Here is a 22,926-nt window from a genome sequence, read left to right as displayed (position 1 = left end):
ATGGTACTATATAGTTTATGAAAACAGATTTAAGCAATTTACCAGCATCTAAGCAAAATCACCTATCTCAGATAGTCGCGGTTATACGCGATGAGTTTGAGCAGGTGACAGGCTTTTCGCATGGTAAAAGAAAAAACAGTAAGATCCTCAAAATTATCCTATTCGGTAGCTTTGCTACAGGTAAATGGGTTAATGATCCTGCACATGGTTATATTAGTGACTATGATATTTTGGTTATACTAGACCGTCAAGAGCTTGTAGAAGAGTATAAGATTTGGGATAACGTTGAATCTCGTATGGCTGTTAGAATTCGTCCAGAAGTAAATATAATTGTCCACTCTCTTAAAGAGGTAAATGAAGCTCTTGTAAAAGGGCAGTATTTTTTCTCTGATATAAAACGAGATGGAATAGTGCTATATGAGTCAGATCGTAGAGAGTTAGCTTTAGCTGGAAATCTAACTAAATCTGAATCAAAAGAAATTGCTGAAAAGCACTACGAACAATGGTTTGAGAGTGCTTGCGAGTTTTATGAGATGTATCGAGTAGCGACAAGTAAAGGTTTTCTTAAAACAGCAGCATTTGAGTTGCACCAAGCTACAGAGCGTTTTTATGCTTGTTTACTTTTAGTTTTTACAAACTATAAACCCAATACTCATAATTTGGTTAAACTTAACTCATTAGCAATTGAATTAGATGAGCAGATTGCAGAGATATTCCCACAAACTAGTAAGGTTGAGCGTCGCAGATTTCAGCTTTTAAAGAAAGCATATATCGAGGCTCGCTATTCAAAACATTATAAGATAACTGAAGAAGAGCTAACTTGGCTAGGTGAGAGAGTTAAACAGTTACAGCTTCTAACAGAGAAGCTTTGTAAAGATAAAATTGCGGAGTTTGGAGACTAAAATAATAGTACCAAATTCAGAAGTGTTGGTGCTTATTATTTGTTATAATATCCTCATTCAAATAGTATTTTTCTAATGGAATTTATATCTTGAAACACCAACTTAAATGGATGGCGTGGGAGACAACCAGACGCTGTAATCTCAAATGCGTACATTGTCGCTCATCTTCTGAATGTGAAGTGCTTGGACATCCTGATTTCTCTACCGAGGAAGGCTTTAGAATTATTGATAATATAGTAGAGTTTGCTAATCCTGTATTAGTACTCTCTGGTGGTGAGCCGCTTTTACGAGCAGATATTTTTGAGCTAGCTGAGTATGGTGCTAGCAAAGGTCTACGCATGGCTCTAGCTACTAATGGCTCTCTGGTTACAGATGAGATTTGCCAGAAAATCAAAAACTCCAGTATAAGCATAGTATCTCTAAGCATAGATGGTGCTACAGCTGAGACTCATGATGATTTTCGTAGCCAAAAAGGTGCCTTTGAAGCAACTGTAAATGCTGCAAAATTGTTTAAAAAACATGGTATACCATTCTTGATAAATTCATCATTTACCAAGCGTAATCAACATGAGATCAAAGATGTCTACAAACTAGCCAAATCTCTGGAAGCTACAGCGTGGTATCTGTTTATGATAGTACCAACAGGGCGTGGTGAAGAGCTGATGCAAGAGTTAATAGATGTTGATGATTATCAAGATATTCTAAATTGGCACTATGATATGGAAGCAGATGAGCAAGATATGCTTGTGCGTCCAACATGTGCACCACATTATTATCGTATTCGTTTTGAGCGTAATAAAGAGGATGGAGCAAAAGTTCGCTCACGTGCTCTTAGCTTTGGAACTGGTGGTGGTAAAGGCTGTATCGCTGGTCAAAGTATCTGTCTGCTAGATGTTGATGGTAATGTCTATCCATGTAGCTATCTGCCTGTTAGTGCTGGTAATGTCAAAGAGAAATCCTTTGCAGATATTTGGCAACATAGTGATGTAATGCACGATATGCGTGATTTTAGTGCTTATGAAGGTAAATGTGGTTCATGTGAATTTATCAAAATATGTGGTGGCTGTAGAGCTAGAGCTTATAATATTCACGGTAGCTATCTTGCAGAAGAGCCGTTCTGTAATCACATGCCAATTAGAATGAAACAAAAAGAAAATTAGGGTGTTTTTTGTTGGTCTTAGAGTTTTATCGTACTCCAGTCATTTCTAAAATATAAAGATATATAGCTTTTTGAACTTGTAATGTTGGATGTACTTCATCCCAAAAAAAGTAATGCTGTGGATCATCGCACATTTGTCCAGTATATGAAGCTTTGATAGTCGCCTGCATAACTGATGAATCTATTAGTTGTGCAAGAGTATCGTTATCAATTTCTTCATTAGTATTTGAATTTTGCATTATTAAATCTTTGTAATAATCATTATTTAGAGTTTCTGGTAGGTAGTAACCTCCGTGCCAACATGACTCTTGAGTTGTTCTAATTTCAGTATTATATTTTTTATTAAATTCATCTATATTAGCCATAGCATTATTAAAAATATTTGCTAAATCTATGAATTTAACTTTCTCTTGATTTTGTTCTGCAAACTCTGCAAGTTTTTCATTATATTTCTCAGTCATGTATTTAACAACTCTTTGATTATCGAGTCTTTTTGATTCTAATGTTACTGATAGATCTGGTAAACCAATTATTATATTTTTTTGTGTATCTATCTCTAAAATAGACGATATGATTTTATCAGTAACTTGCTTAATAGCTTCATCCATTTCTATAGTAGTAAGATTGCTATTTGATGTTAGTATATCGTTGGCACCAATTAGAAAGATTCCTAATCTTTTTTCATTTTTATTAAAAGTTAACTTGTCTATATTATAAGATGTTAGTTCAGCTTTTAGATTGTAAGGGAGCTTTACATCTGCCCACTCTGGTTTATATACTACAGTTGCACCACCTACAGCATAGTTGCTAGTTTTTATATTATTTTCTAAAAGCATATTTTTAAGTCTTAAAGACCAAATATCACCATTTGAAAACATACCTTTATCATAAGGAGTTGATTTTGGAAGCAAGCCTTTTGTTACGCTATATAAAGTTCCTGTATCAGTTAAACTATCACCAAAAATTATAACTCTATCTATATCGTTAAATTCACTTTGGCTTAGATCTAGATTATTGTTTATCGAGCAACTAGAGATTGTGAAAGTTGGTATAACATACTTAAGTGTGCTGGAATATGAGTGCCAAGATTTTTTATACTTTTTATGTAAATTATTTTTATCGACAAAAATATTACCAAGTTTTTTTTCAAACATAGCATGGTTTGAATTCCAACTATTACTAAGATGATACTTAACTAGACCCTTATCACTATTGCTTGTATATGATATTTCAAATTCTGAGGTTGTATCGAAAAACACTTTATCATTAATAAATTCACCTGCATTATGATAGCTATGTGGGCTTAGAGTAATATATGCGTCACTATCTAGATTATCACCACTTATTTTAAACTCTACAGGAACATTACACTCATTTTCTAAAACAATATTTGATCTTGCATCAGCATAGGTATTAGTCATATAGCATATAAGTACTATAAATAGAGGTAGTCTAAAAGTCATTATTTTAAATAGGTGGATCATATTCAGATTATTTTATTACAGGTAATACTTTCAATGCTATCATCTTTTTTTTGGGTTATATGTTTCAGATATGTAACGCTATGTAACAATTTTGTTACATAGATCTAATTAAAGAAGTTCGTGGAGAAAATGTATTAACATTTTTATCAAAACTCATGGGTTAAGATTTCTAGTCATAATTCAAAAATTTTATTAAAGTGTATAAAAATAAGTATATTTATAAAATTAGAATTGACTATATTTATCATACCACAGATAAAAGATTTCAAAATTCAGTCAAAACTATACGATAAAAGATTGGGTGAGCTGTAAGAAGATATATAGTAGCTATCTTGCAGAAGAGCCATTTTGTAATCACATGCCAATTAGAATGAAGCAAAAAGAAAATTAAATACGATATTTATCTTTTATTGTCTTTGTAAACCTACAACTTTAGACATCTCAATAATTTGCTTAATATCTTCTTTTGGAGTTGGTTTTTTTCCTCTACCTTGTACTTGTGGCGGAATATCTACAAAATTCATAGCTTTTAGATCATAAGTGACATAGCCTGTATCTACACTCATAGCATATACACCAACAGATCCAGTTCCCTGATATGCAGCATTATCTTTATAAGCGACTGTTAGATTTTTTAGATCTTTGACAGTAGTCCAAAGAGTCATAGATTTTTCATAAGGTGGTACAGAAACATTAGCTATAATAGATGTGGCATGATAAATAGCCTCTCTATTTGATTTTGGTTCAAGCATAAGTTCAGATAAGGTATAGGCTCTCACAAAGCGAGATGTAGAGCTAAAATCTCCTGGCATACCAATTAGTTGAGCAACCTCTGGACGCGAGCTTTTTACAGTTTCATTATAGTTTATAACTTTACCAGCAAAAGTTGGGTTAGAACCATCAAATGGTTTAAGTAGCGATTGATATTCTTTGATATTTTCTAAATGCCAATTATAACTAGGGGCATTGGTCAAGACATTATCAGCATTTTCATATATATGAATTTCACCATTAAGAAATTCAATCACAGCACTATTACCTAGAGAGTCTCTAAGTGAGATATGTAAAGGGATATTTTTGACAAAAACACCAGGCTTAAGTTTGATCGCACTATTAACAAGTTGATGTTTAGATACAAGTTTAAGAGCCTCTGGTACATCTTTAGCCATTGCTAACAAAAAATTACCAATATCATATATAGCAAGGACAGGACGCGTGTCTTTAGGATCATATTTAGGATATTGTGTTATATCAAGGTATAAAACACTAAATGATAATCCTTGTGTATTTAATCCATCAGCAATAGTTCTGTCAAAGCCAAATCTACCAAAATAGCCATATTTATTTTTCCAGTTCGCAAGTTGGCTTGTTGGGATTTTATCAGCATCAATAACTACATTTGTAGTATTCTCAACTCCTACGTAATCCCAACCGTTTTCAAAAGCAATATTAATTGGAAAATCCATAGATCTTGCTTCGATTTTATATTCATTTTTATTTATAAAAACATTTGTACACATAGCCTATCCTTTTTTGTATATGAGTTCATACTTCTAAGTGATATACTTTAGATTATCAAATATACAGTATTCAGAGTTATAAAAAAATGACAAACCAGTTTGATAATATAATTTTATACCGCATGGTAACTCCAGAAAAAACTTGTCCTTATGGTCTAAAAGCGAAAGCATTATTTGAAGAAAAAGGCTGGAATTTTGAAGATAATATTTTAAAAACTAGAGCAGAAACAGATGCTTTTAAAGAAAAATATAGCCTAGAAACAACTCCATTAATCTTTATAGATGGTAAGCAGATTGGTGGTTATAGTGATTTAGTAGAATTTCTAGGTGAAAAATGATGGATCAATTAAAGTATTTCATCTATGAGACAAAAGTTCTACCCAAACATATAGATCCAAATAATCATCTAAATAATATCGTATATTTACAGTGGATGCAGGATATTGCAATTGCTCATGTAAAGGCAAATGGTGTATTTGATGTTACAGAGAAGTATGGGCTTACATGGTTTGCAAAGAAGCATACTATAGAGTACTTAGCACAAGGATTCTTAGGCGATGATATTATTGTAGTAACTTGGGTAGAGAGCATCTCAAAGATCTCAACATTTAGAAAATACCATATCTATAGAAAGTCAGATAAAAAACTCTTATGTAAGGCAGATACTCTTTGGGTAATGGTAAATGCTCAAAAGGGTAGACCTGCAAAAATTCCCACAGAATTAGTTGAGATCTTTGATAAATATAATGATTTTGAGATTGATGATGTAGCTAAATTGATTTAAATTTGAGGAGCCATAAAATATGAGCATAGCAAATCAAATTATAGATCTTTTTTCTCAAGAAGATTATCCAAAAATAAGTAAATTAGAAAATGGTAATCTTATAAAATACTATAGTGATGGTATTGTTGCTATTTTTCCAGCTATTAAAACTTCACAAAAAGCTATGATAGTTTCAGCAGGTATACATGGCGATGAGACCGGAGCTGTAGAATTAGTATATAAACTTTTTAATAGCCTTCTAAATGGTACTGTAATTAGTCGCCCATTGATGATTATATTAGGAAATCTAGATGCGATTAAACAAGGAACTCGTCAGGTGGAAACTAATCTAAATAGATGCTTTGATGATGACGAGCTTAGCTTAAATAGTTCTATGGAGCATAAAAGAGCATTAGATATCATTACTGCTATAGATGAGTTTAAAGAAGAACTTGATGCTAAAGATATTTCAATAGAAATGCTACTTGATTTACATAGTTATGTTTATCCAGATTATTTCAGTCAATATCATGATGATAAGACACAGTTTGCAATTTGTGTTAAAGAACAACCATATAGTTTAAACCATGAGCAGATTTTATCTGCTTGTAATCTTGGTAAAGTTATAACTGATATTGATATGAAAGGGACTTTAGTTTCTTTTATTGTGAAGAGATACCCATATATTACAAGTATGGTATTTGAACTTGGACATGCTCATAAACTAGGTAAAAATAACCCTCTAGATTTAAAGAATATTGCTGATTATATTTATGCTCAAGTATCTGAAACATATAATAAAAATAAACAAATTAACCCTCAACAGATTGAGAGATATAAATTTTGTCCACCAGTAATTAAAAATAATGAAACATTTGAGCTAAATAGTAATATATGTCTAAGAAATTTTACTAAGTATGAGAAAGGAACTGTTCTCGCTTATGAGAATGGGGAAGTTATATATAGAATGCCTTCAAACAATCATACCGTACTTTTCCCATGGCCAACTAGACTGGTGGGAGCTGCAGGCACTTATATTTTAGAAAAAATATAAGAATTTTTTATCTTTTGTTATTTTTAATTACTTCTACAGGACCATGATCATCACAGTGATTGCCATGAGGATGGTGTAATCTACCATCTACAATATAGTCAACATGATCTCCATGTGGTACAGCTTCATGCCCACAATCTGGCCCATGTACATGATCACAACATTCATCTTTTATAGGATTGCAGTTATCAGGATTTTTTTCTGATACTTCTAAACTATGCTCATCATAATGTCCTTCATGTTCATGATGAAGATGTCCATCGTGAAGGTAATCATAATGGTCACCGTGCTTTATTTTTGTATGACCACAACCATCCTGATGTTGGTGATCATGATTCTCATGAGTTTTACACTTGCTCATAGTAATTTCCCCTTTTTACTGCTTTATTAGTTTTTGTCTTAAACCTTCAAATAAATATATAGTCGCTGCTTGAGCTACATTTAATGATTCTATATCACTGAGTGTTGGAATCATAGTTTTTTCACCAACTGAAAAATCCTGTATACCATTAGCTTCTTCACCAAATACCAAGATACTTTTTTCTAACTTAAATGATGAATCATAGCATGATACTCCTTCATGAGGAGTCGTTAGCCATACTTTATGATCTTTTAGTTTAGCAGAATCTTTAAGTTGTTTTAGGTTATCAAAATAATCAAAACTCAGGCTAAATTGAGCTCCCATACCAGCTCTGATTGCTTTTGGATTAAAAGGGTCTACTGTACCATTTATAAGAACTATTTCCTTTAGGCCAACGGCTATAGCAGTACGCAATATTGTACCAATATTACCTGGATCTTGGATTCTATCCAATACAAGCACAAAATCATCGCTAAATTTTAATTTCTCAAAACTTCTTTTTTTAGCAAGTATCAAAACACCTTGCGGATTCTGTGTTTGTGATAGTTCATTTAAATCTTTTTCAGAGATTATATATTTTTTATCAGGGCTGTACTCGTAAGAATCAGATTTTTCTGTAACTAATATTGCAGCTATTTCTGGGCTAGGTAGTCTAGCTAGTGCTTCTTGGCAGCATCTAAGACCTTCAACTATATAATATTGAGACTTTTTTCTTCCTTGAGAGGAGTGAAGTTTTTTTATTTCTTTTTGTAAGTTTTGCGTAAGTAATTTCATTAGTAAAGCTAGGAATATGTATTGCTATATATTTTATGTTTTTTGTATAGCTGTTTAAATAGCTAAAGTGTGTATTTTTGCTATGTTTATTAAGACATGTTAAGTTAAATATATAGTGAAAAATTTTTATAGTTATTATGCAAAGAGAGAAGGGCGCGTATGCACCAGTATTTTATCCAGCGATTATATTAGCCATTATACTTTCATTACTTGGGATTTTGATACCAGTAGCTTTTGCTAATAATATGGAATATATACAAAACTTAATCTTAGAAAAGTTTGGTTGGGCTTATATTTTAGCAATGAGTGTATTTGTATGCTTATGTTTGGTTTTAATGTTTAGTAGATTTGGAGATATTAAATTAGGCCAAGAGCATGATTTGCCAGAGTATAGTAATATGTCATGGTTTGCTATGTTATTTGCTGCAGGAATGGGAATTGGCTTGATGTTTTATGGAGTTGCTGAACCTCTTAAGCATTTTTTAGCACCACCAAACTTTTCTGGTGATCAGATGGAGGCTGCACAGAGAGCACTAAATACAACATTTTTTCATTGGGGTATAGAGGCTTGGTCTGTATATGTTGTGCTAGGACTATCATTAGCATACTTTGCATATAGACATGAGTTACCACTTTTGCCTCGTTCAGTGCTTTATCCTATTTTAGGTAAACATATATATGGACCAATCGGTCATGCTATTGATGTATTTGCAATTTTAGGTACGCTATTTGGAGTTGCAACATCTCTGGGGTTTGGAGCTATGCAAGTTAGCTCAGGAATTAGTTTTTTGACAGGGCTACCAGATACCGTAAATATGCAAGTTGTTTATATCGTATTTATAGTCGCATTAGCAACCATATCTGTAGCTTTAGGTCTTGATAAAGGGATCAAGGCATTGAGTAATTTAAATATTGTATTAGCTGTGTTTCTATTGATTTTTGTACTTTTACTTGGACATACAACAGCTTTAATCAAAGATTACTTTCAAAATATAGGTTATTACTTAAGTAACCTTGTAAATCAAACATTTAATCTGTACGCCTATAATAAAGAAAGCCAAGAGTGGCTAAAAGATTGGACTCTATTTTATTGGGGCTGGTGGATTGCTTGGTCGCCTTTTGTGGGTATGTTTATAGCAAAAGTTTCAAAAGGCAGAACAATTAGGCAGTTTACTACTGGAGTTTTATTTATTCCAGTTGGTTTTACTTTTTTATGGATGACAGTATTTGGTAACTCTGCTATTACAATTGCTATGACAGGTCATGGGCAGGATCTTGTTAATGCTGCGAATAATAATATTCCAGTAGCACTTTTTGAGTTTTTTCAACATTTTCCATTTTCAATTATATTATCTATTGTTGCAGTGTTTTTAATTGTGACTTTCTTTGTAACCTCTGCGGATAGTGGTGCGTTGATAATAGATATCTTAGCAACAGGGAATGCCAGAAAATCTATAACAGTTCAGCGTATAGCATGGTCTGTATTAAGTGGCCTTTTAGCTATTTCTCTTATTTTAGCAGGAGGTCTACAAGCATTACAATCAGCAACAATTATTAGTGCTTTTCCGTTATTATTTATCTTATTCTTGATGTGTGCATCTTTAATTAAATCATTAAGGTTAGATTACTTACGTATCAAAAGTATAGAGACTCACTCTACAGTTGTTCAGTATGTCAAGGCAAATACCTCTTGGCAAGATAGATTAAGATCTATATCTCATAAACCATCAAAAGCTCAGACTGTAGAATTTTTGCAACAAACAGTTGTTACAGCTGTTTCAGAAGTTGTTATTGAAATGAAAAAAAATGATATAAAAACTGAAGTTACTAGAGAGGAAGATCATATACAGATGACTATTATAATAGACGGAGGTGAGGATTTTGTATATAGCGTTATGCTAAGATCATATCAGTCAAAACCAGAAGAGCAAGATTATCATCGTGTAGAAGTATTATTAAGTCATGGTGGGCAGTATTATGACATTATGGGGTATTCAAGAGATCAAGTAATTGCGGATATTGTTACGCAATATGATAAGCATTTACACTATTTGCATTTAGCAGTAGCTGATAAAGATATTGTCAATTGATATTAATTAAGAACTGCATAACTAAAGTTTAGTATCCAAGCAAAGCTAATCCAAGCAAGATATGGCATTAGTAAGTATCCAGCAGTTTTATTAATTTGACTAAATATTCTAATATTCCATGCTAAAAATACCCATAAAACAGACATTTCTAATAATGCTAAATTAATGTCATGCCAACAAAAGAATATAAAGCTCCATAAGAAGTTTAAACCTAACTGTATAGCATATACTATAAATGCTTTTTCCTTTAACTGACCTTGTTTAAAGACTAACCAGCCAGATACTGCAATCATAATGTATAAGATTGACCATACAGGAGCAAATACCCAATTTGGTGGTGCAAAGAAAGGACTTTCTAATTGCATAAACCAGTTTGGGATATTATCAGCTGTAATCATACCTATAAGCATACCAACGCCAAGTATAATAACTATAAATAAAAATAGTGAAATAGTATTTTTAACTTGTTTCATTTTTGACTCCTTAAATTGCTAAAAAAGGGCTTTAAAATTGGTTTAAATATAGTAGATTAGAATATACTTTTTCTAAAGTTTACACCATAATTATTAACAATATTTAATCTATAAGGGAAGGGTAGTAATGCTAAAAAATAAGAGTTTAAACCCTCATGAGTATGCAATTATAATTAATAAAGATACTGAGCATCCATTTACAGGTAGATACAATGATTTAGATCAAAATGGTATTTATATATGCAGGAACTGTGGTACGCCTTTGTTTAAAGCGGACAGTAAATTTATATCAACATGTGGTTGGCCAAGTTATGATATTCATATTGATAATAATGTTAAACAGCTACCAGATGTAGATGGTCGAAGAACAGAAATTCTTTGTAATAATTGTGATGGGCATTTGGGGCATATATTTCATGGAGAAGGCTATACATCATTAAATACTCGCTATTGTGTTAATTCTGCTTCAGTAGATTTTATTCCAGCAGAAGATTTTGGGGATACAGAAGAAATTATTGTAGCAGCAGGGTGCTTCTGGGGAGTTGAGTATTATATGAAAAAGCTTGATGGTGTCTTATTTGCTGAATCTGGATATTGCGGTGGTGATGAACCTTACCCTGATTACAAAAAAGTTTGTCAAGGTGATACAGGTTATCTAGAAGTTGTAAGGATTATTTTTGATAAATCTAAATTATCTTTAGAAGATGTTTTAAAATACTTTTTTGAAATTCATGATTTTGAACAAGTTAATGGACAAGGCCCAGATGTTGGAGAGCAATATAAATCAGCTATTTTTTACTATAATGATAAGCAAAAAAATATAGCACAGAGCCTTAAAAAAACTCTTGAACAGAGGGAGTATAAGGTAGCTACTCAAATTAGAGAGATGAAGCCTTTCTATGTTGCTGAAGATTATCATTTAGATTATTATATGAAGCAAGGTTCTTTACCTTACTGTCATACTCATAAAAAAGTATTCTAATTATCTTTTGGAAAAAGCCTGTTTTTGATTACTAAGAATAGTAATATTGATACAATGATGAAGCCTAACTGTTGAATAGGAATTCCCAGCATTAGCTTTGATATTGATAGGAAGCTTAAGAAAAATCCTGCTAATCCGGCAACTACAAATTTTACTAGTCTAATGATTGCATTACCAGCACCAAAACCTTGTTTGAGAAGATCAATAGCTTTTGATGTTGTTATGATATTTATTAAAGCAAAACTTCCTGTAGCTAAAGAATTTAGTATTATGAAAATATATATATTATCGAGATATATTGAACTAACTATATTTAATAAAATAACTATAATTGCAAAATAATATCCTTTAAAAATAAAAGTTCTATAGTTAGAAGGGTTTACTTTTCTTCTTATAAAATTACTAGCAAAAATAACGCCACAAATATTTAAAGCAAAAAGTATGCAATATTGCATATACCCTAGGTGAAAATGTTCAATAATTAAACTAGAAGATGAGCTTATAAAGCTAAATAATGCTCCAAAACATAATCCACCAGTTAATGACCCTGCTATAAACGGAACATTTATTAGATGGTGAAAATATACTTTAAAACTTTTATAGAGGTTCTTGGATCTTTTATAATCAGGAAGTGTTTCAGGCATTCCTAATGTTATACATAGTAGTATAATTCCATATAGAGTTAAAAAGTGGAAAATATCTTGCCAGCTTCCTGTTGTATAGATAATGATACTACCTATAATGGGAGCAACTATAGGTGCTATCATAAAAACCATGACCATTGTAGCCATCATTTTCATTAATTTTTGTCCTCTATAACAATCTTTGAGAATAGCCATTGCTGCAACAGCTGCGGGAGAGTCACCCAAACCTTGTATAAACCTCATCGAAATTAAAGTATCAAAATTTTGTGTAAATGAGCAAAATATAGTACTAATAATATATATAAGCATTCCTATAGTAAGTATTTTTTTTCTACCATATCTATCAGATAACGCTCCCCAAAAAAACATCCCAATACCAAAACCTACTAGATATGTGGACACAGTAATTGCTACTTTATTAACATCTATATTAAAAAAATCACTAATATTTCCAAATGCTGGTATATAAGTGTCAATAGCAAAAGGAGGTAATGCAACAAATATTACAATAAAAAAAACAAGGTATTTATTACCTTTTCTAATTTGATACATATCAGGAAATAATTTATTGAGTATATAGATCAATTATTTTAACAGATAAAATAACTGTAAAATCAAATAATTATAAACTTAGTAAGATAAGTACTCTAAAGTAATACTAGAGCACTTTTTAAGGATAGATTATTTATCAGGATTAGCTTGCTGAGGTTCTTGATTAGCATCTGCTGCTTGAGCTTCATCTGTAGTTGCACTAGCATTTTCTTGAGCTTGAGCATCACTTGCTTGACTGTCATCAGTCGTAGCTTGTTGTTCATCAGCATCACTCTTACCTTGAGCTTTATCAACAGCTGCTTGAATACCTTTAGAATCAGTATAGCCTCCGATAACAGTTGTATTGCTAGCATCTGCATCTTTAGCTGGAGCTACTACTAAGAATGGAGTTCCTTGAATGCCTAGATCTTCAAAGCCCATCTTCAAAGTAGCTTTTAGATGATCTGCAATTTTATCATCTTTGATAGCTTTCTTAACATCATCCATTTTTGCACCAGCTTGCTCAGCTACTTTATCAACAGTTGAATCTTTAAGCTTGCCTTCATCTTCACCTGTAGCAAATATACCATTATGATACTTAACGTAAGCATCAGCACCATAAAGCTTATATACTGCTGTCCCAACTTCTGCCGCATACTCAGAAGCAGGAGCTCTTTCACCAAAGATAGGGAATTCACCAAATACAACTTGTACATTTGGATCATTTTCTATGATTTTTTCAATTTCAGGTGCAACTTTAGAACAGTACATACATTGATAATCAAAGAACTCATATATAACAACAGAAGGATCTTTAACATCAGATTTAGGAGTTAAGTCAGAGTTATAAATGCTATCTTTTACCTTTAAGAAGCTAGAAACTCTTTCTTCACTCATTTTTTGTTGCATACTTTGACGAAGGTTATTCATGTTTGTAGCAATATCTTCTAGAGGAATAGCTGGCTTAGTACTACTCATAGCATCTTCAAAACCAGCTACAAGTTTATCATTGTTTATGCCAGCTGCTTTGATATTTTTATCAGCACTAACACTAGCGCCCATGCCATAGCCAATAGTATAACTAGCATCAGATTTAACATTATTATCAACTGTAGCAACAGAAGATCCAGAGCTAGCACTTGAAGTAGATTCATCAGAGCTAGTATTTCCACTTGAACAAGCAACTAAACTTGTAGTTACTGCTGCAATAGCTAATGCTTTTAAAAGTTTTTTCTTAGTCATTTTTGTTTACTCCTTTAACTACTTCTTTTGAGCAGCCATCGCTTGCTTTTGGAATTCCATCATAGAGTTTTGCATTTGCTCATCTGTTAGTTTTGATTTTTTCTCATTAATTCCATCTTTAAGACCATTTATCATCTCTGAATTATCTGTAGAAATATTACTTTGATCCATTTGGTTTTTTAGAGTTTGACCCATAGTGTATCCAACTGAGTAACTAACATCATCTTTGCTATCATTAGCTGCGAAAGCTGAACCAATTAAAGCACCAGCTACTAATGGAGCTACAAGTAGAGTTTTTGTTAATTTCATTATTTATTTTCTCCTTTTGTTTGAAAAACCGTATGTGTATCTTTTTTAATTCTAGCAAACGCTACGTAAATCACAATCATTTATACATCTGGTGCTAAAGTTTTTTGCTTAGCGATTGCCCAGTCAATATGTTCTAATATTAGGGCATTATTTAAAAATTCAACTTTTTTAATTTTTAAGACATCTATATTTGCTTTATTATAAGGAGAGTTGCCAAGAGCTATAGCAATATTGCGTATCCATGCGTTATAGCCAATTCTTCTTATAGCTGAACCTTGTGTATTTTTATCAAAATCTCTTTCAGACCAGTTAAAAAGCTCTAGTAATGGTTTATTTACCAAGAAGTCTCTTTGTTTAAAATCTTTTTCTAAACTTATTGGAGCTTCATTATTAAAAGGGCAAACTAGCTGACAGTCATCACAACCATAAATTCGAGTACCTATTTTATCTCTAAATTCTAAAGGTATATTCCCTTTGTTCTCGATAGTTAAATACGATATACATTTTTTTGAGTCAATCATTTTGCCTGGCAGTATAGCACCTGTTGGACAAAGCTTGACACATGCTTGACATTTTCCACACGCATCTTGTATTGTAGGAGAGGTATCAAGCTCAGATAAATCTAAGTTGCTGTATATGACTCCAATGAAAAAGAAAGAGCCTTGAGTTTTATTCATAAGCATAGAGTTTTTACCTTGCCAGCCAAGACCAGCTTTCTCTGCTAATGGTCTCTCTAGCACAGGAGCACTATCTGTAAATACTCTAAATTTATGGCCTCCCGTAAGTTTATCAATATATTCCCCAAGCTTTTGTAGTTTCTTTTTCATAACCTTATGGTAGTCTCGGCCATGTGCATATATTGATATATCAGCAATATCGTTTGAACTGCGTAAACGTTTAACTTCTGTTTTTGTCGAAAGAGGTCTATTAAGATAATTTAATGTAGCTACTATTACACTATTTGTACCTGGAACTAGCTCATTAGGAACAAATCTTTTTGAACCATGCTTAACCATATAGTCAAGATCAGCATGGTAACCATTTTCTATCCATTTGTTATAGTGAGGGATGTATTCAGATAAGTCACAATCTGTTTTTGAGATCGATGAAATGCCTAGTTCATCTAAGGCATAATTTTTGACTTTTTGCCATTGGTCTAAAGAAAGCTTTAGTTTCATTATTAGCTATCTTGGCGTTTGATATCCCATAATTTTTCTAGAGCATATAGATTTCTAGTTTCCTCAAGCATAATATGTGCGACAATGTCACCAGTATCAACAAGAACCCAGTCAGACTTATTATCACCTTCAATACCTAAAATAGATATCCCTTTACTTTTTAGCTCTTGCTCTAAATTTTTTGAAAGAGATTTTGCATGAGTTGTTGATGAAGCTGTACATATTACGATTTTATCCATCATATCCGTAAGGTGCTCCACATCTATAGCTTGAATATCTAAAGCTTTTAGATCATCAAGTGCTTCTGTAATAATGTGTAGTCTTTGATCTGTAGTCATTTTATAAGTTATTAAAGTTTCATAAATTTGGTCTAAGATTATAACATAACTTAATATAAATAATGATATCATTATATAAACAAAAGACTTGGGAGTTACTACAGTGAGAAAAAAGAGTTTATTTGTATTTATATTATTACTGGTTCTAACAATTGTTGCGGCGGTGCTTTTTTATAGATTTGCTGAATGGTACGCTCAAGCAATGGGTGAGATATTTTCATATATAGTAATAATTAGTTTTTCGCTGTTTGTATTTTCACCATTTAAATTTATGAAAGATAAAAAAGCAAATATAAGCATAGTAAGTTATGTGAAGTATTTGGGAATATCTATATTTGCATTAGCGAAAGTTATTGCAAATATCTGTAAAGAAGTTGTTACAACTGTAAACTATATACTTAAAAGATTCTTTATGAAAACTACTCCAAAGAAAAAAGAATTAGATCAAGATAGCCTAAACTCATAGTTATATAAAATTTATACATGCAATATACATCAGAGCAACAGAGTATTATAAATCATCCTGTGAATAGGCATGCTTTAGTTTCTGCCGTTGCAGGAAGTGGTAAAACACAGACACTTATAGCTAGAGTCGAGTATTTATTATCTCAAGGTATTCCACCTAATAAAATTCTAATTTTGATGTATAACAAATCAGCTCAGCTTGATTTTGCTACTAGGCTTAGAAAAGTAATTAAGCCAGATCTTGCCAGATCTATAAATGTTCGTACAATGCATTCATTAGGTAATAGCTTTTTGCAGGCTTTTGCTAAAGCAGGATTTGTTCATATAGATAAGATTCTCAAAGAGTATGAGCTAGATACTATTATTCAAAAGCTGCTAAAAAATTATCAGAAAGAATTAAAGATAACAAAAGATGTTGATAGTGAAAGAATAGAGCTATTTAAAGAATATATTTCACTATTAAAATCAGACCTGTCTTTAGGCAATAAAAAGATCAAAAAGTTAAATTCAAAAGAAAAAGAACTTCTTGATAAAGTTTTTAATGATTTTAATAAAGAATGTGAAAAACAAAAAGCAATAACCTATGATGATATGATTTATCTTCCAGCTAAGCTTTTTGAAAAGAATAATGCAACTGCATCACAAGCTAGTAATTTATATTCACATATTATTATTGATGAGTATCAAGATATAAATCAAGTACAGCAATATTTTTTGAAATGTCTAGTTGGTGAAAATACTTTTGTAATGGCAGTTGGGGATGTTGATCAAACAATATATCAGTGGCGAGGATCAACACCGTACTATATGCTAGAGGGTTTTAAAAAAGATTTTAAAAATGTAAAACAATATACGCTATCGTATACTTTTCGTTATGGTGATCTTGTATCGCTTATGGCAAATAATATTATTACAAATAACAAAAAACGCCATGACAATTTATGTATAACTTATCCTAAGCTCGATAAAACTACAGATATTAGTATTTTAGATAGCAGTGATAAGGTTGTTCTTAAGCTAAAGGCTTTGATTGAGAGTGGTGTAAGTGCAAATGATATTGCTATCTTAGTAAGGAGATATAACTCAACAACTGTTTTTGAGTTGAGCTGTTTATATCATGATCTAGCCTATAGTGTTGTTGCAGATAAAAATATTTTTAGTGAAAACCTCTTCAAAGCTATATATGGCTATTTGATGTTATTTAACAAAGGTGCTGGTTTTGAAAAACATAATATAGACCAAAGAGCTGAGTTTATAAAATCGATGTTAGACTATCCATCTTTATATTTAAAAAAAGATGTTAAGCAAAAGCTAGCTCATGACATAGCAAAAGATGTATCAAAAGCTATGAGTTTGATTTCTGATCTAACAAAAGACGTCGATAAACCATTTAAAGAAAAAAATATTTTAGCTGTTGCTGGTAGTTGGAGAGCTATATTTAATAACTCTAGAATTAAGAAATCAGAAAAAGCTATAGATTTTATATTAGAAACTTTAAATTTAGAAAAACAGATATCAAAATCATCTATAGAGACTCATTCAAGTAAATCTAAGCTGCAGATTATTGAAGGGATGAGCAGTTTTGCAAAAGGAAAGAAATCACGGTTATCTGAATTTATAGAGCTATTGTATGAGCTATATATAAAATCAGCTCAGCAAAATGATAACGACCCCAATCAAATACAAATTATGTCAATGCATAGGGCAAAGGGTTTGGAGTGGGATTATGTCGTGGTACATGATGCTACAGAGGGCGGTTTCTTTGGGGAGAAAAATTCAAAGGTAACCGATGAGGTGGTCGAGGAAGAACGTCGCTTATTTTATGTTGCTGTTACTAGAGTTAAAAAACATTTGTTTATAGTATCTTCTGATGATATATCAAGATTGTCAGCATGGTATCAGGTAAACAAAAATAGCTATCCTAAAGATCTAAAGTGTAAAAATAGTGTTAGATTCTTATATGAAGGTAATTTAGCAGAATGTGAATCTTATTTAGATAAACAAGAATCTCTAAATTTAGAGGATATTAAAAGTAAGCTTTTAAAGAAATATTATAAGAAAGTTAGTTGTTTTGTTTAGATTTATTTTGTGTGTCTTTTCCTGCTTTAGTAGTTGAGGTATGTTCAGCTTCAAATGGTTTATCAGAAAAATGCATTGATGGATGAGCAATAATCTTACCATCTTTTAGTTTGCTATGCCAAATTCCGTCATCATGGTTAATGCTAGCCTTGAAGCCATCTAATATGTGGATATATTTTTTCCAACATTGAGCTTTATAAACAGGCTTTTTGCCGCTGTTGATAATAACAGTATGCCAGTTTTTACCATTATCACTAGATTGCTGATAAGTTATTAAACAATAGTCACTTGGCTTAGGCATGTTTGCCTTTTCTTTAGCTAGTTGTTCTTGTTCTTCAATAACTTCTTCATTATGGTTGTAGTATAAGCCACCAGAAATAGCAACAACCAGTAAAACAATGGAGGCGATAATTAGCTTTTTTTTCATTTTTAAATTTATGAAATACTTAGTTAAACACAATTATATACCTAATTATGGCTAAATGCGATTGGTAGAGTTTATTTTGTTTGTCAAAATGGTTTATAATATTGACTGTTTTATTTAATTTTAAAAGGCCTAGGCTATCTAAGTTTAAAGGTAAACCATGATCACAACTAAAGAATTACGAAATAAGTTTATAAATTATTTTAAAGCGCAGGAACATTCGCACCAGCCAAGCTCATCATTGATTCCATTTGGAGATGATACTTTGCTTTTTACAAATGCTGGAATGGTTCAGTTCAAAGATGTATTTTTAGGAGCTGAGAGAAGAGATTTTTCACGAGCTGTAACAGTTCAAAAATGCTTGAGAGCAGGTGGTAAGCATAATGATTTAGATAACGTTGGTTATACTGCTAGACACCATACTTTTTTTGAAATGCTTGGTAATTTTAGTTTTGGTGATTACTTTAAAAAAGAGGCAATTAGCTTTGCTTGGGATTTTCTAACTAAAGAGATCAAGTTACCAGAGGAGAAGCTTTGGGTAACTATATATGCTACTGATGATGAAGCATTTGATGTTTGGCATAATGATATAGGTTTACCTAAAGAAAGAATTATTCGTATAGATACAGCTGATAACTTTTGGTCAATGGGAGATACCGGACCATGTGGACCGTGTACTGAGATTTTTTATGATCATGGTGAAAATGTCGAAGGTGGTTTGCCAGGCACTCCAGAGGAAGATGGCGATAGATATATCGAGATTTGGAATATTGTATTTATGCAATATAACCGTCATGCTGATGGTAGTACTACAGATCTACCAAAACCATCTGTTGATACAGGTATGGGCCTAGAGAGGATTGCTGCAGTATTACAAGATGTACATAATAATTACGATATAGACTTGTTCCAAGCTCTTATCAGAAAAGCTCAGCAAGTTACTAATACTAAAGATATTCATTCAGCTTCATTGAAAGTGATTGCCGATCATATCCGTTCATGTTCATTTTTGATAGCTGATGGTGTGTTGCCATCTAATGAAGGTAGGGGGTATGTATTACGCAGAATCATCCGCAGAGCTATTCGTCATGGTAATAAGCTTGGTGCTAATGAAATATTTTTCTATAAACTTGTTGACGAGTTAATTAATCAAATGGGAGAAGCTTATCCGCAACTGGTCGAGAAAAAAGATCTGATTGAAAAAACTTTAATTAAAGAGGAAGAACTTTTCTCAAAAACAATTGAAAATGGTATCAAAATTTTTGATGCTGAGATACAGAATCTAAAAAACGATATTATTTCTGGAGATGTTGCGTTTAAGCTTTATGATACTTATGGTTTTCCTATTGATTTAACAGCTGATATGGCAAGAGAAAAGGGTCTAAAAATTGATGAAAAAGCATTTCAAAAACAAATGCAGATTCAAAAGCAAAGATCAAAAGAGGCTGGAAAGTTTAATGTTGATTACAATGCAACTATTAACTCTCAAGCTAAGACAGAATTTAAAGGTTATTCTACGCTTATAGAGGATGCAAAAGTCTTGGAGATTTATCAAGATGGCGATATTGCTGAAAGCTTACAAGTTGGTAATGATGCTGTAATAATACTGGATAAGACGCCATTCTATGCAGAGTCTGGCGGACAGGTTGGTGATAGAGGAATCATTGAAGGCATTGGAGTTAAGTTTGTTGTTTCAGATGTACAAAAATCAGGTGAAGCAATTTTGCATATTGGTAAACTTACAAGTGGTGTCTTGCATATAGAAGATGAAGTTACTGCTCAAGTAAGCGATAGCAAAAGATTAGCAACAGCTGCAAATCATAGTGCTACACATTTGCTTCATAAAGCTTTAAAAATAGTACTTGGCGATCATGCAGAGCAGAAAGGTTCTTTAGTTGATGAAAACAAACTAAGATTTGATTTTACACATGATAAAGCTATTACGCGCAATCAAATCCAAGAAATTGAACTTTTGGTCAACCAACAAATTAGAGCAAACTATGTTGTTAGCACAATTGAGACATCTCAAGAAAAAGCTAAATCTTTGGGAGCACAAGCATTATTTGGTGAAAAATATGGAGATATCGTACGAGTTATATCTATGGGAGATTTCTCTGTAGAGCTTTGTGGTGGAACTCATGTCGCATACACTGGAGATATTGGCTTATTCAAAATTGTGTCAGAAGGTGGTATTGCTTCTGGAATTAGAAGAATAGAAGCAATTACAGCTGAAAAAGCACTTAAATATACATTTGAGATTGAAAATAAGATAGCAACTATAAAAGATGGTTTAAAAGCTAATGATAGCAATATGCTAGATAAGCTTAAATCTTTAGTTGAGCAAGTCAAAAATCAAGAAAAACAAATTGCTAAGCTTAAAAAAGATCTGCTATCAGGCTCTAGTAATGATATTAAAGAGCAAAAGGTAGGTGAGAATACACTTGTTGTGGCTAATATTGAAGGCGTAGATGTAAAAACTTTGCGTGAAAAAATAGATGATTATAAGTCAAAAGATGATAAGGTAGTTGCTGTATTAACTACAGTAAACTCAGACAAGGTGCAGTTCGTGATTGGAGTTGGTAAAACAGCAACAGCACAAATCAAAGCAGGCGATATAGCAAAAGAGCTTAGTAGTCATATTGACGGTAAAGGCGGCGGGCGACCTGATATGGCTCAAGGTGGTGGTAATGATGCTACAAGTATTAACCAAGCCTTATCTAATACAGAACAGTTTATTATTAAAAGTATAAAAGAGTAAGATTTTGAAAACAGTAGTGCTAAGATATTTACTAATCTCGGCTAGTATATTTGGACTAGGAATTAGTGCTGTAGCTAACCCTGTGTCTGATTATACTACTACTGTTAAACAATCTATCAGTAATTCTCCTCAATATAAATATATTGGTTTTCAATTAAATTCTCGTCAAATGGATCCTGCAATACAGCTAGGTAGGTTATTACCTAGTATAGATGTTGGAGGAGATATTCGAGCTACTGATATTGGGGGCGATGGTAAATCTAGTTCTAGTGGAGATATTTCTAAAGCTGGAGGTTTTAGATCTATAAAAGGTATTGTCTCGTTGACTCAACCACTATATGATTACGGAGCATATAAGGATTTGCAATCTGCAGAAGAAACAGCCCAATTCGCTCAGCAGGATTATAGAACAAGTTATCAACAATTTTTATATGATACTAGTTATGCTTATTTTAATTTAGCAAAAGCTATTAAAAATGTTCAATATAATTCATATAATTTAAAGTCAAACAAACAAAGCTTGAATGAACTAGAAAGTAAATATAAGGCTGGAGTCGCTGATATTGCTGATTATGAAACAGTAAAAGCAAACTACTATATAGCAGAAGCTGATTATGCAGCTGCAAAAAGAGAAGAAAAAGTTGCACGGGCGGAACTACGTAAATTTACAAATAATAATGATGATGTAGTTCTTTATAATAATGATTTTAAAGTGAAAGAGCCTTCGCCCAATACAGAAGAAGGCTGGGAAGAGCTGGCTATGAGAAGTAATCCTGCTTATCTTGGCTCTATGCATACTAAAGAAAGTAAATATTATGATTATCAATCAGCAACTAGCCCATTTATGCCAAGGGTTAATTTTGAGGTTAAATATTCGCCTGGTTTTAATGATATTAGCTCTTTAGGTAATCCTGTTTTTGATAGGTTTTTACCATCTAGAGGAGATGTTAGTGCTTTTTATTTTGGTATTAACCTTACTTGGAATATTTTTTCTGGCGGTACAAATTATGCTGAACTTAAGAAGGCTGCTTATGATTATCAGTCATCTGAGTTTGATATGATCCAGACTGGTAGGGTTGCTCAAAATGATGCGATGTATGCTTTTAGATTTGTACAATTAAAGCAAAAAGAAATAACTTCTTTAAGAGAGTCTGTTGCTGCTGCAAAGATTGCATATGAAAAATATAAAGAAAGGTATGATCAAGGGACTACAACTATTACTCAGTACTTCATACTTTTAAATCAATATTATCAATTTCTTATTCAATTAAACAACACAGAATTTGATTATATTATGGGCTTTTTAAGCCTTTATAAAACAGCAGGTATTTTAACAACCAAAACAGTCCAGGATTTCAATAGTTGGTTATTATTAAATCAAGATGTGGAGCTATAA

Annotated in this window: 22 protein-coding genes; 11 read left to right on the top strand and 11 right to left on the bottom strand. The window is 32.2% G+C overall.

What is annotated here, in order from left to right; genetic code table 11:
- The first annotated feature begins 17 nt into the window (after positions 1-17).
- Positions 18-902: a HEPN domain-containing protein gene (locus tag QI37_RS01870; protein WP_040008048.1), complete on the top strand. Its 885-nt coding sequence runs from the start codon at positions 18-20 to the stop codon at positions 900-902.
- Positions 903-991: 89 nt separating this feature from the next.
- Positions 992-2,062, top strand: a complete 1,071-nt coding sequence (locus QI37_RS01865; RefSeq protein ID WP_040008045.1) for a radical SAM/SPASM domain-containing protein — start codon at positions 992-994, stop codon at positions 2,060-2,062.
- A 25-nt stretch (positions 2,063-2,087) separates the two neighbouring features.
- Here the strand turns inward: QI37_RS01865 and QI37_RS01860 are convergent, their stop codons facing one another.
- Positions 2,088-3,482, bottom strand: a complete 1,395-nt coding sequence (locus QI37_RS01860; RefSeq protein ID WP_052399191.1) for an SGNH/GDSL hydrolase family protein — start codon at positions 3,480-3,482, stop codon at positions 2,088-2,090.
- A 470-nt stretch (positions 3,483-3,952) separates the two neighbouring features.
- Positions 3,953-5,065 carry a linear amide C-N hydrolase gene (locus QI37_RS01855; RefSeq protein ID WP_040008042.1) on the bottom strand — a complete coding sequence of 371 codons (1,113 nt, stop codon included), beginning with the start codon at positions 5,063-5,065 and terminating at the stop codon, positions 3,953-3,955.
- 86 nt (positions 5,066-5,151) lie between these two features.
- Between QI37_RS01855 and QI37_RS01850 the strand changes: the two genes are divergently transcribed.
- From QI37_RS01850 to QI37_RS01840, 3 genes are read left to right on the top strand one after another with little or no spacing between them, the layout of a single operon-like run.
- Entirely contained in the window at positions 5,152-5,403 is a 252-nt protein-coding gene (locus QI37_RS01850; protein ID WP_040008039.1) for a glutaredoxin domain-containing protein, read from the top strand.
- Entirely contained in the window at positions 5,400-5,849 is a 450-nt protein-coding gene (locus QI37_RS01845; RefSeq protein ID WP_040008037.1) for an acyl-CoA thioesterase, read from the top strand. The genes QI37_RS01850 and QI37_RS01845 overlap by 4 nt, the downstream gene beginning before the upstream one ends.
- A gap of 19 nt (positions 5,850-5,868) precedes the next feature.
- Positions 5,869-6,882 (top strand): succinylglutamate desuccinylase/aspartoacylase domain-containing protein, encoded by a 1,014-nt coding sequence (locus QI37_RS01840; protein WP_040008036.1) that lies wholly within the window; start codon positions 5,869-5,871, stop codon positions 6,880-6,882.
- Between the two features lie 7 nt (positions 6,883-6,889).
- On the opposite strand, the gene QI37_RS01835 is transcribed toward QI37_RS01840, so the two are convergent.
- The gene (locus QI37_RS01835) at positions 6,890-7,243 is read right to left on the bottom strand and encodes a hypothetical protein (RefSeq protein ID WP_040008034.1); all 354 of its coding nucleotides are present in this window, start codon (positions 7,241-7,243) and stop codon (positions 6,890-6,892) included.
- 15 nt (positions 7,244-7,258) lie between these two features.
- On the bottom strand, positions 7,259-8,017 hold the full coding sequence (locus QI37_RS01830; protein WP_040008033.1) for a TrmH family RNA methyltransferase: 759 nt from the start codon (positions 8,015-8,017) through the stop codon (positions 7,259-7,261).
- 137 nt (positions 8,018-8,154) lie between these two features.
- Here QI37_RS01830 and QI37_RS01825 point away from each other — a divergent pair, with 137 nt between their 5' ends.
- Positions 8,155-10,107, top strand: a complete 1,953-nt coding sequence (locus QI37_RS01825; protein WP_040008031.1) for a BCCT family transporter — start codon at positions 8,155-8,157, stop codon at positions 10,105-10,107.
- A 2-nt stretch (positions 10,108-10,109) separates the two neighbouring features.
- Here QI37_RS01825 and QI37_RS01820 read toward each other — a convergent pair whose 3' ends face one another.
- Complete coding sequence (locus tag QI37_RS01820; RefSeq protein WP_040008030.1) at positions 10,110-10,580, bottom strand: TspO/MBR family protein; 471 nt, start codon at positions 10,578-10,580, stop codon at positions 10,110-10,112.
- 127 nt (positions 10,581-10,707) lie between these two features.
- Between QI37_RS01820 and QI37_RS01815 the strand changes: the two genes are divergently transcribed.
- Positions 10,708-11,562 (top strand): bifunctional methionine sulfoxide reductase B/A protein, encoded by an 855-nt coding sequence (locus QI37_RS01815; RefSeq protein ID WP_040008028.1) that lies wholly within the window; start codon positions 10,708-10,710, stop codon positions 11,560-11,562.
- Here QI37_RS01815 and QI37_RS01810 read toward each other — a convergent pair.
- From QI37_RS01810 to rsfS, 5 genes are all read right to left on the bottom strand, one after another.
- On the bottom strand, positions 11,559-12,758 hold the full coding sequence (locus tag QI37_RS01810) for a multidrug effflux MFS transporter (RefSeq protein ID WP_040008021.1): 1,200 nt from the start codon (positions 12,756-12,758) through the stop codon (positions 11,559-11,561). The two genes, QI37_RS01815 and QI37_RS01810, sit on opposite strands and share 4 nt — an antisense overlap.
- A 129-nt stretch (positions 12,759-12,887) precedes the next feature.
- On the bottom strand, positions 12,888-13,979 hold the full coding sequence (locus QI37_RS01805; RefSeq protein ID WP_040008017.1) for a DsbA family protein: 1,092 nt from the start codon (positions 13,977-13,979) through the stop codon (positions 12,888-12,890).
- A gap of 18 nt (positions 13,980-13,997) precedes the next feature.
- Positions 13,998-14,288 carry an infectivity potentiator lipoprotein FipA gene (fipA, locus tag QI37_RS01800; RefSeq protein WP_040008016.1) on the bottom strand — a complete coding sequence of 97 codons (291 nt, stop codon included), beginning with the start codon at positions 14,286-14,288 and terminating at the stop codon, positions 13,998-14,000.
- A gap of 80 nt (positions 14,289-14,368) precedes the next feature.
- Positions 14,369-15,466 carry a tRNA epoxyqueuosine(34) reductase QueG gene (gene queG, locus QI37_RS01795; RefSeq protein ID WP_040008015.1) on the bottom strand — a complete coding sequence of 366 codons (1,098 nt, stop codon included), beginning with the start codon at positions 15,464-15,466 and terminating at the stop codon, positions 14,369-14,371.
- Between the two features lie 2 nt (positions 15,467-15,468).
- Positions 15,469-15,804, bottom strand: a complete 336-nt coding sequence (gene rsfS / locus QI37_RS01790) for a ribosome silencing factor (RefSeq protein ID WP_040010645.1) — start codon at positions 15,802-15,804, stop codon at positions 15,469-15,471.
- A 103-nt stretch (positions 15,805-15,907) separates the two neighbouring features.
- Between rsfS and QI37_RS01785 the strand changes: the two genes are divergently transcribed.
- Positions 15,908-16,270, top strand: a complete 363-nt coding sequence (locus QI37_RS01785) for a hypothetical protein (protein WP_040008014.1) — start codon at positions 15,908-15,910, stop codon at positions 16,268-16,270.
- Between the two features lie 17 nt (positions 16,271-16,287).
- Positions 16,288-18,348: an ATP-dependent helicase gene (locus QI37_RS01780; RefSeq protein WP_040008013.1), complete on the top strand. Its 2,061-nt coding sequence runs from the start codon at positions 16,288-16,290 to the stop codon at positions 18,346-18,348.
- Here the strand turns inward: QI37_RS01780 and QI37_RS01775 are convergent.
- Positions 18,332-18,775 (bottom strand): hypothetical protein, encoded by a 444-nt coding sequence (locus QI37_RS01775; RefSeq protein WP_040008012.1) that lies wholly within the window; start codon positions 18,773-18,775, stop codon positions 18,332-18,334. The two genes, QI37_RS01780 and QI37_RS01775, sit on opposite strands and share 17 nt — an antisense overlap.
- Before the next feature lie 157 nt (positions 18,776-18,932).
- On the opposite strand from QI37_RS01775, the gene alaS reads away from it, so the two are divergent.
- Together alaS and QI37_RS01765 are read left to right on the top strand one after the other, a co-directional pair.
- Positions 18,933-21,530, top strand: coding sequence for an alanine--tRNA ligase (alaS, locus tag QI37_RS01770; protein ID WP_040008010.1), 2,598 nt, complete (start codon positions 18,933-18,935; stop codon positions 21,528-21,530).
- A gap of 4 nt (positions 21,531-21,534) precedes the next feature.
- Entirely contained in the window at positions 21,535-22,926 is a 1,392-nt protein-coding gene (locus QI37_RS01765) for a TolC family protein (RefSeq protein ID WP_040008008.1), read from the top strand.

This window comes from Candidatus Francisella endociliophora (assembly GCF_000764555.1).
GTDB lineage: Bacteria > Pseudomonadota > Gammaproteobacteria > Francisellales > Francisellaceae > Francisella > Francisella endociliophora.
The sequence above is the reverse complement of the archived record's forward strand: the minus strand, read 5'-3'. Positions and strand labels throughout refer to the sequence as shown.

Coding starts and splice junctions, on each gene's coding strand:
- QI37_RS01870 (WP_040008048.1), top strand. CDS start 18: ATGAAAACAGATTTAAGCAATTTACCAGCATCTAAGCAAAATCACCTA.
- QI37_RS01860 (WP_052399191.1), bottom strand. CDS start 3,482: ATGACTAATACCTATGCTGATGCAAGATCAAATATTGTTTTAGAAAAT.
- QI37_RS01855 (WP_040008042.1), bottom strand. CDS start 5,065: ATGTGTACAAATGTTTTTATAAATAAAAATGAATATAAAATCGAAGCA.
- QI37_RS01850 (WP_040008039.1), top strand. CDS start 5,152: ATGACAAACCAGTTTGATAATATAATTTTATACCGCATGGTAACTCCA.
- QI37_RS01845 (WP_040008037.1), top strand. CDS start 5,400: ATGATGGATCAATTAAAGTATTTCATCTATGAGACAAAAGTTCTACCC.
- QI37_RS01840 (WP_040008036.1), top strand. CDS start 5,869: ATGAGCATAGCAAATCAAATTATAGATCTTTTTTCTCAAGAAGATTAT.
- QI37_RS01835 (WP_040008034.1), bottom strand. CDS start 7,243: ATGAGCAAGTGTAAAACTCATGAGAATCATGATCACCAACATCAGGAT.
- QI37_RS01830 (WP_040008033.1), bottom strand. CDS start 8,017: ATGAAATTACTTACGCAAAACTTACAAAAAGAAATAAAAAAACTTCAC.
- QI37_RS01825 (WP_040008031.1), top strand. CDS start 8,155: ATGCAAAGAGAGAAGGGCGCGTATGCACCAGTATTTTATCCAGCGATT.
- QI37_RS01820 (WP_040008030.1), bottom strand. CDS start 10,580: ATGAAACAAGTTAAAAATACTATTTCACTATTTTTATTTATAGTTATT.
- QI37_RS01815 (WP_040008028.1), top strand. CDS start 10,708: ATGCTAAAAAATAAGAGTTTAAACCCTCATGAGTATGCAATTATAATT.
- QI37_RS01810 (WP_040008021.1), bottom strand. CDS start 12,758: ATGTATCAAATTAGAAAAGGTAATAAATACCTTGTTTTTTTTATTGTA.
- QI37_RS01805 (WP_040008017.1), bottom strand. CDS start 13,979: ATGACTAAGAAAAAACTTTTAAAAGCATTAGCTATTGCAGCAGTAACT.
- fipA (WP_040008016.1), bottom strand. CDS start 14,288: ATGAAATTAACAAAAACTCTACTTGTAGCTCCATTAGTAGCTGGTGCT.
- queG (WP_040008015.1), bottom strand. CDS start 15,466: ATGAAACTAAAGCTTTCTTTAGACCAATGGCAAAAAGTCAAAAATTAT.
- rsfS (WP_040010645.1), bottom strand. CDS start 15,804: ATGACTACAGATCAAAGACTACACATTATTACAGAAGCACTTGATGAT.
- QI37_RS01780 (WP_040008013.1), top strand. CDS start 16,288: ATGCAATATACATCAGAGCAACAGAGTATTATAAATCATCCTGTGAAT.
- QI37_RS01775 (WP_040008012.1), bottom strand. CDS start 18,775: ATGAAAAAAAAGCTAATTATCGCCTCCATTGTTTTACTGGTTGTTGCT.
- alaS (WP_040008010.1), top strand. CDS start 18,933: ATGATCACAACTAAAGAATTACGAAATAAGTTTATAAATTATTTTAAA.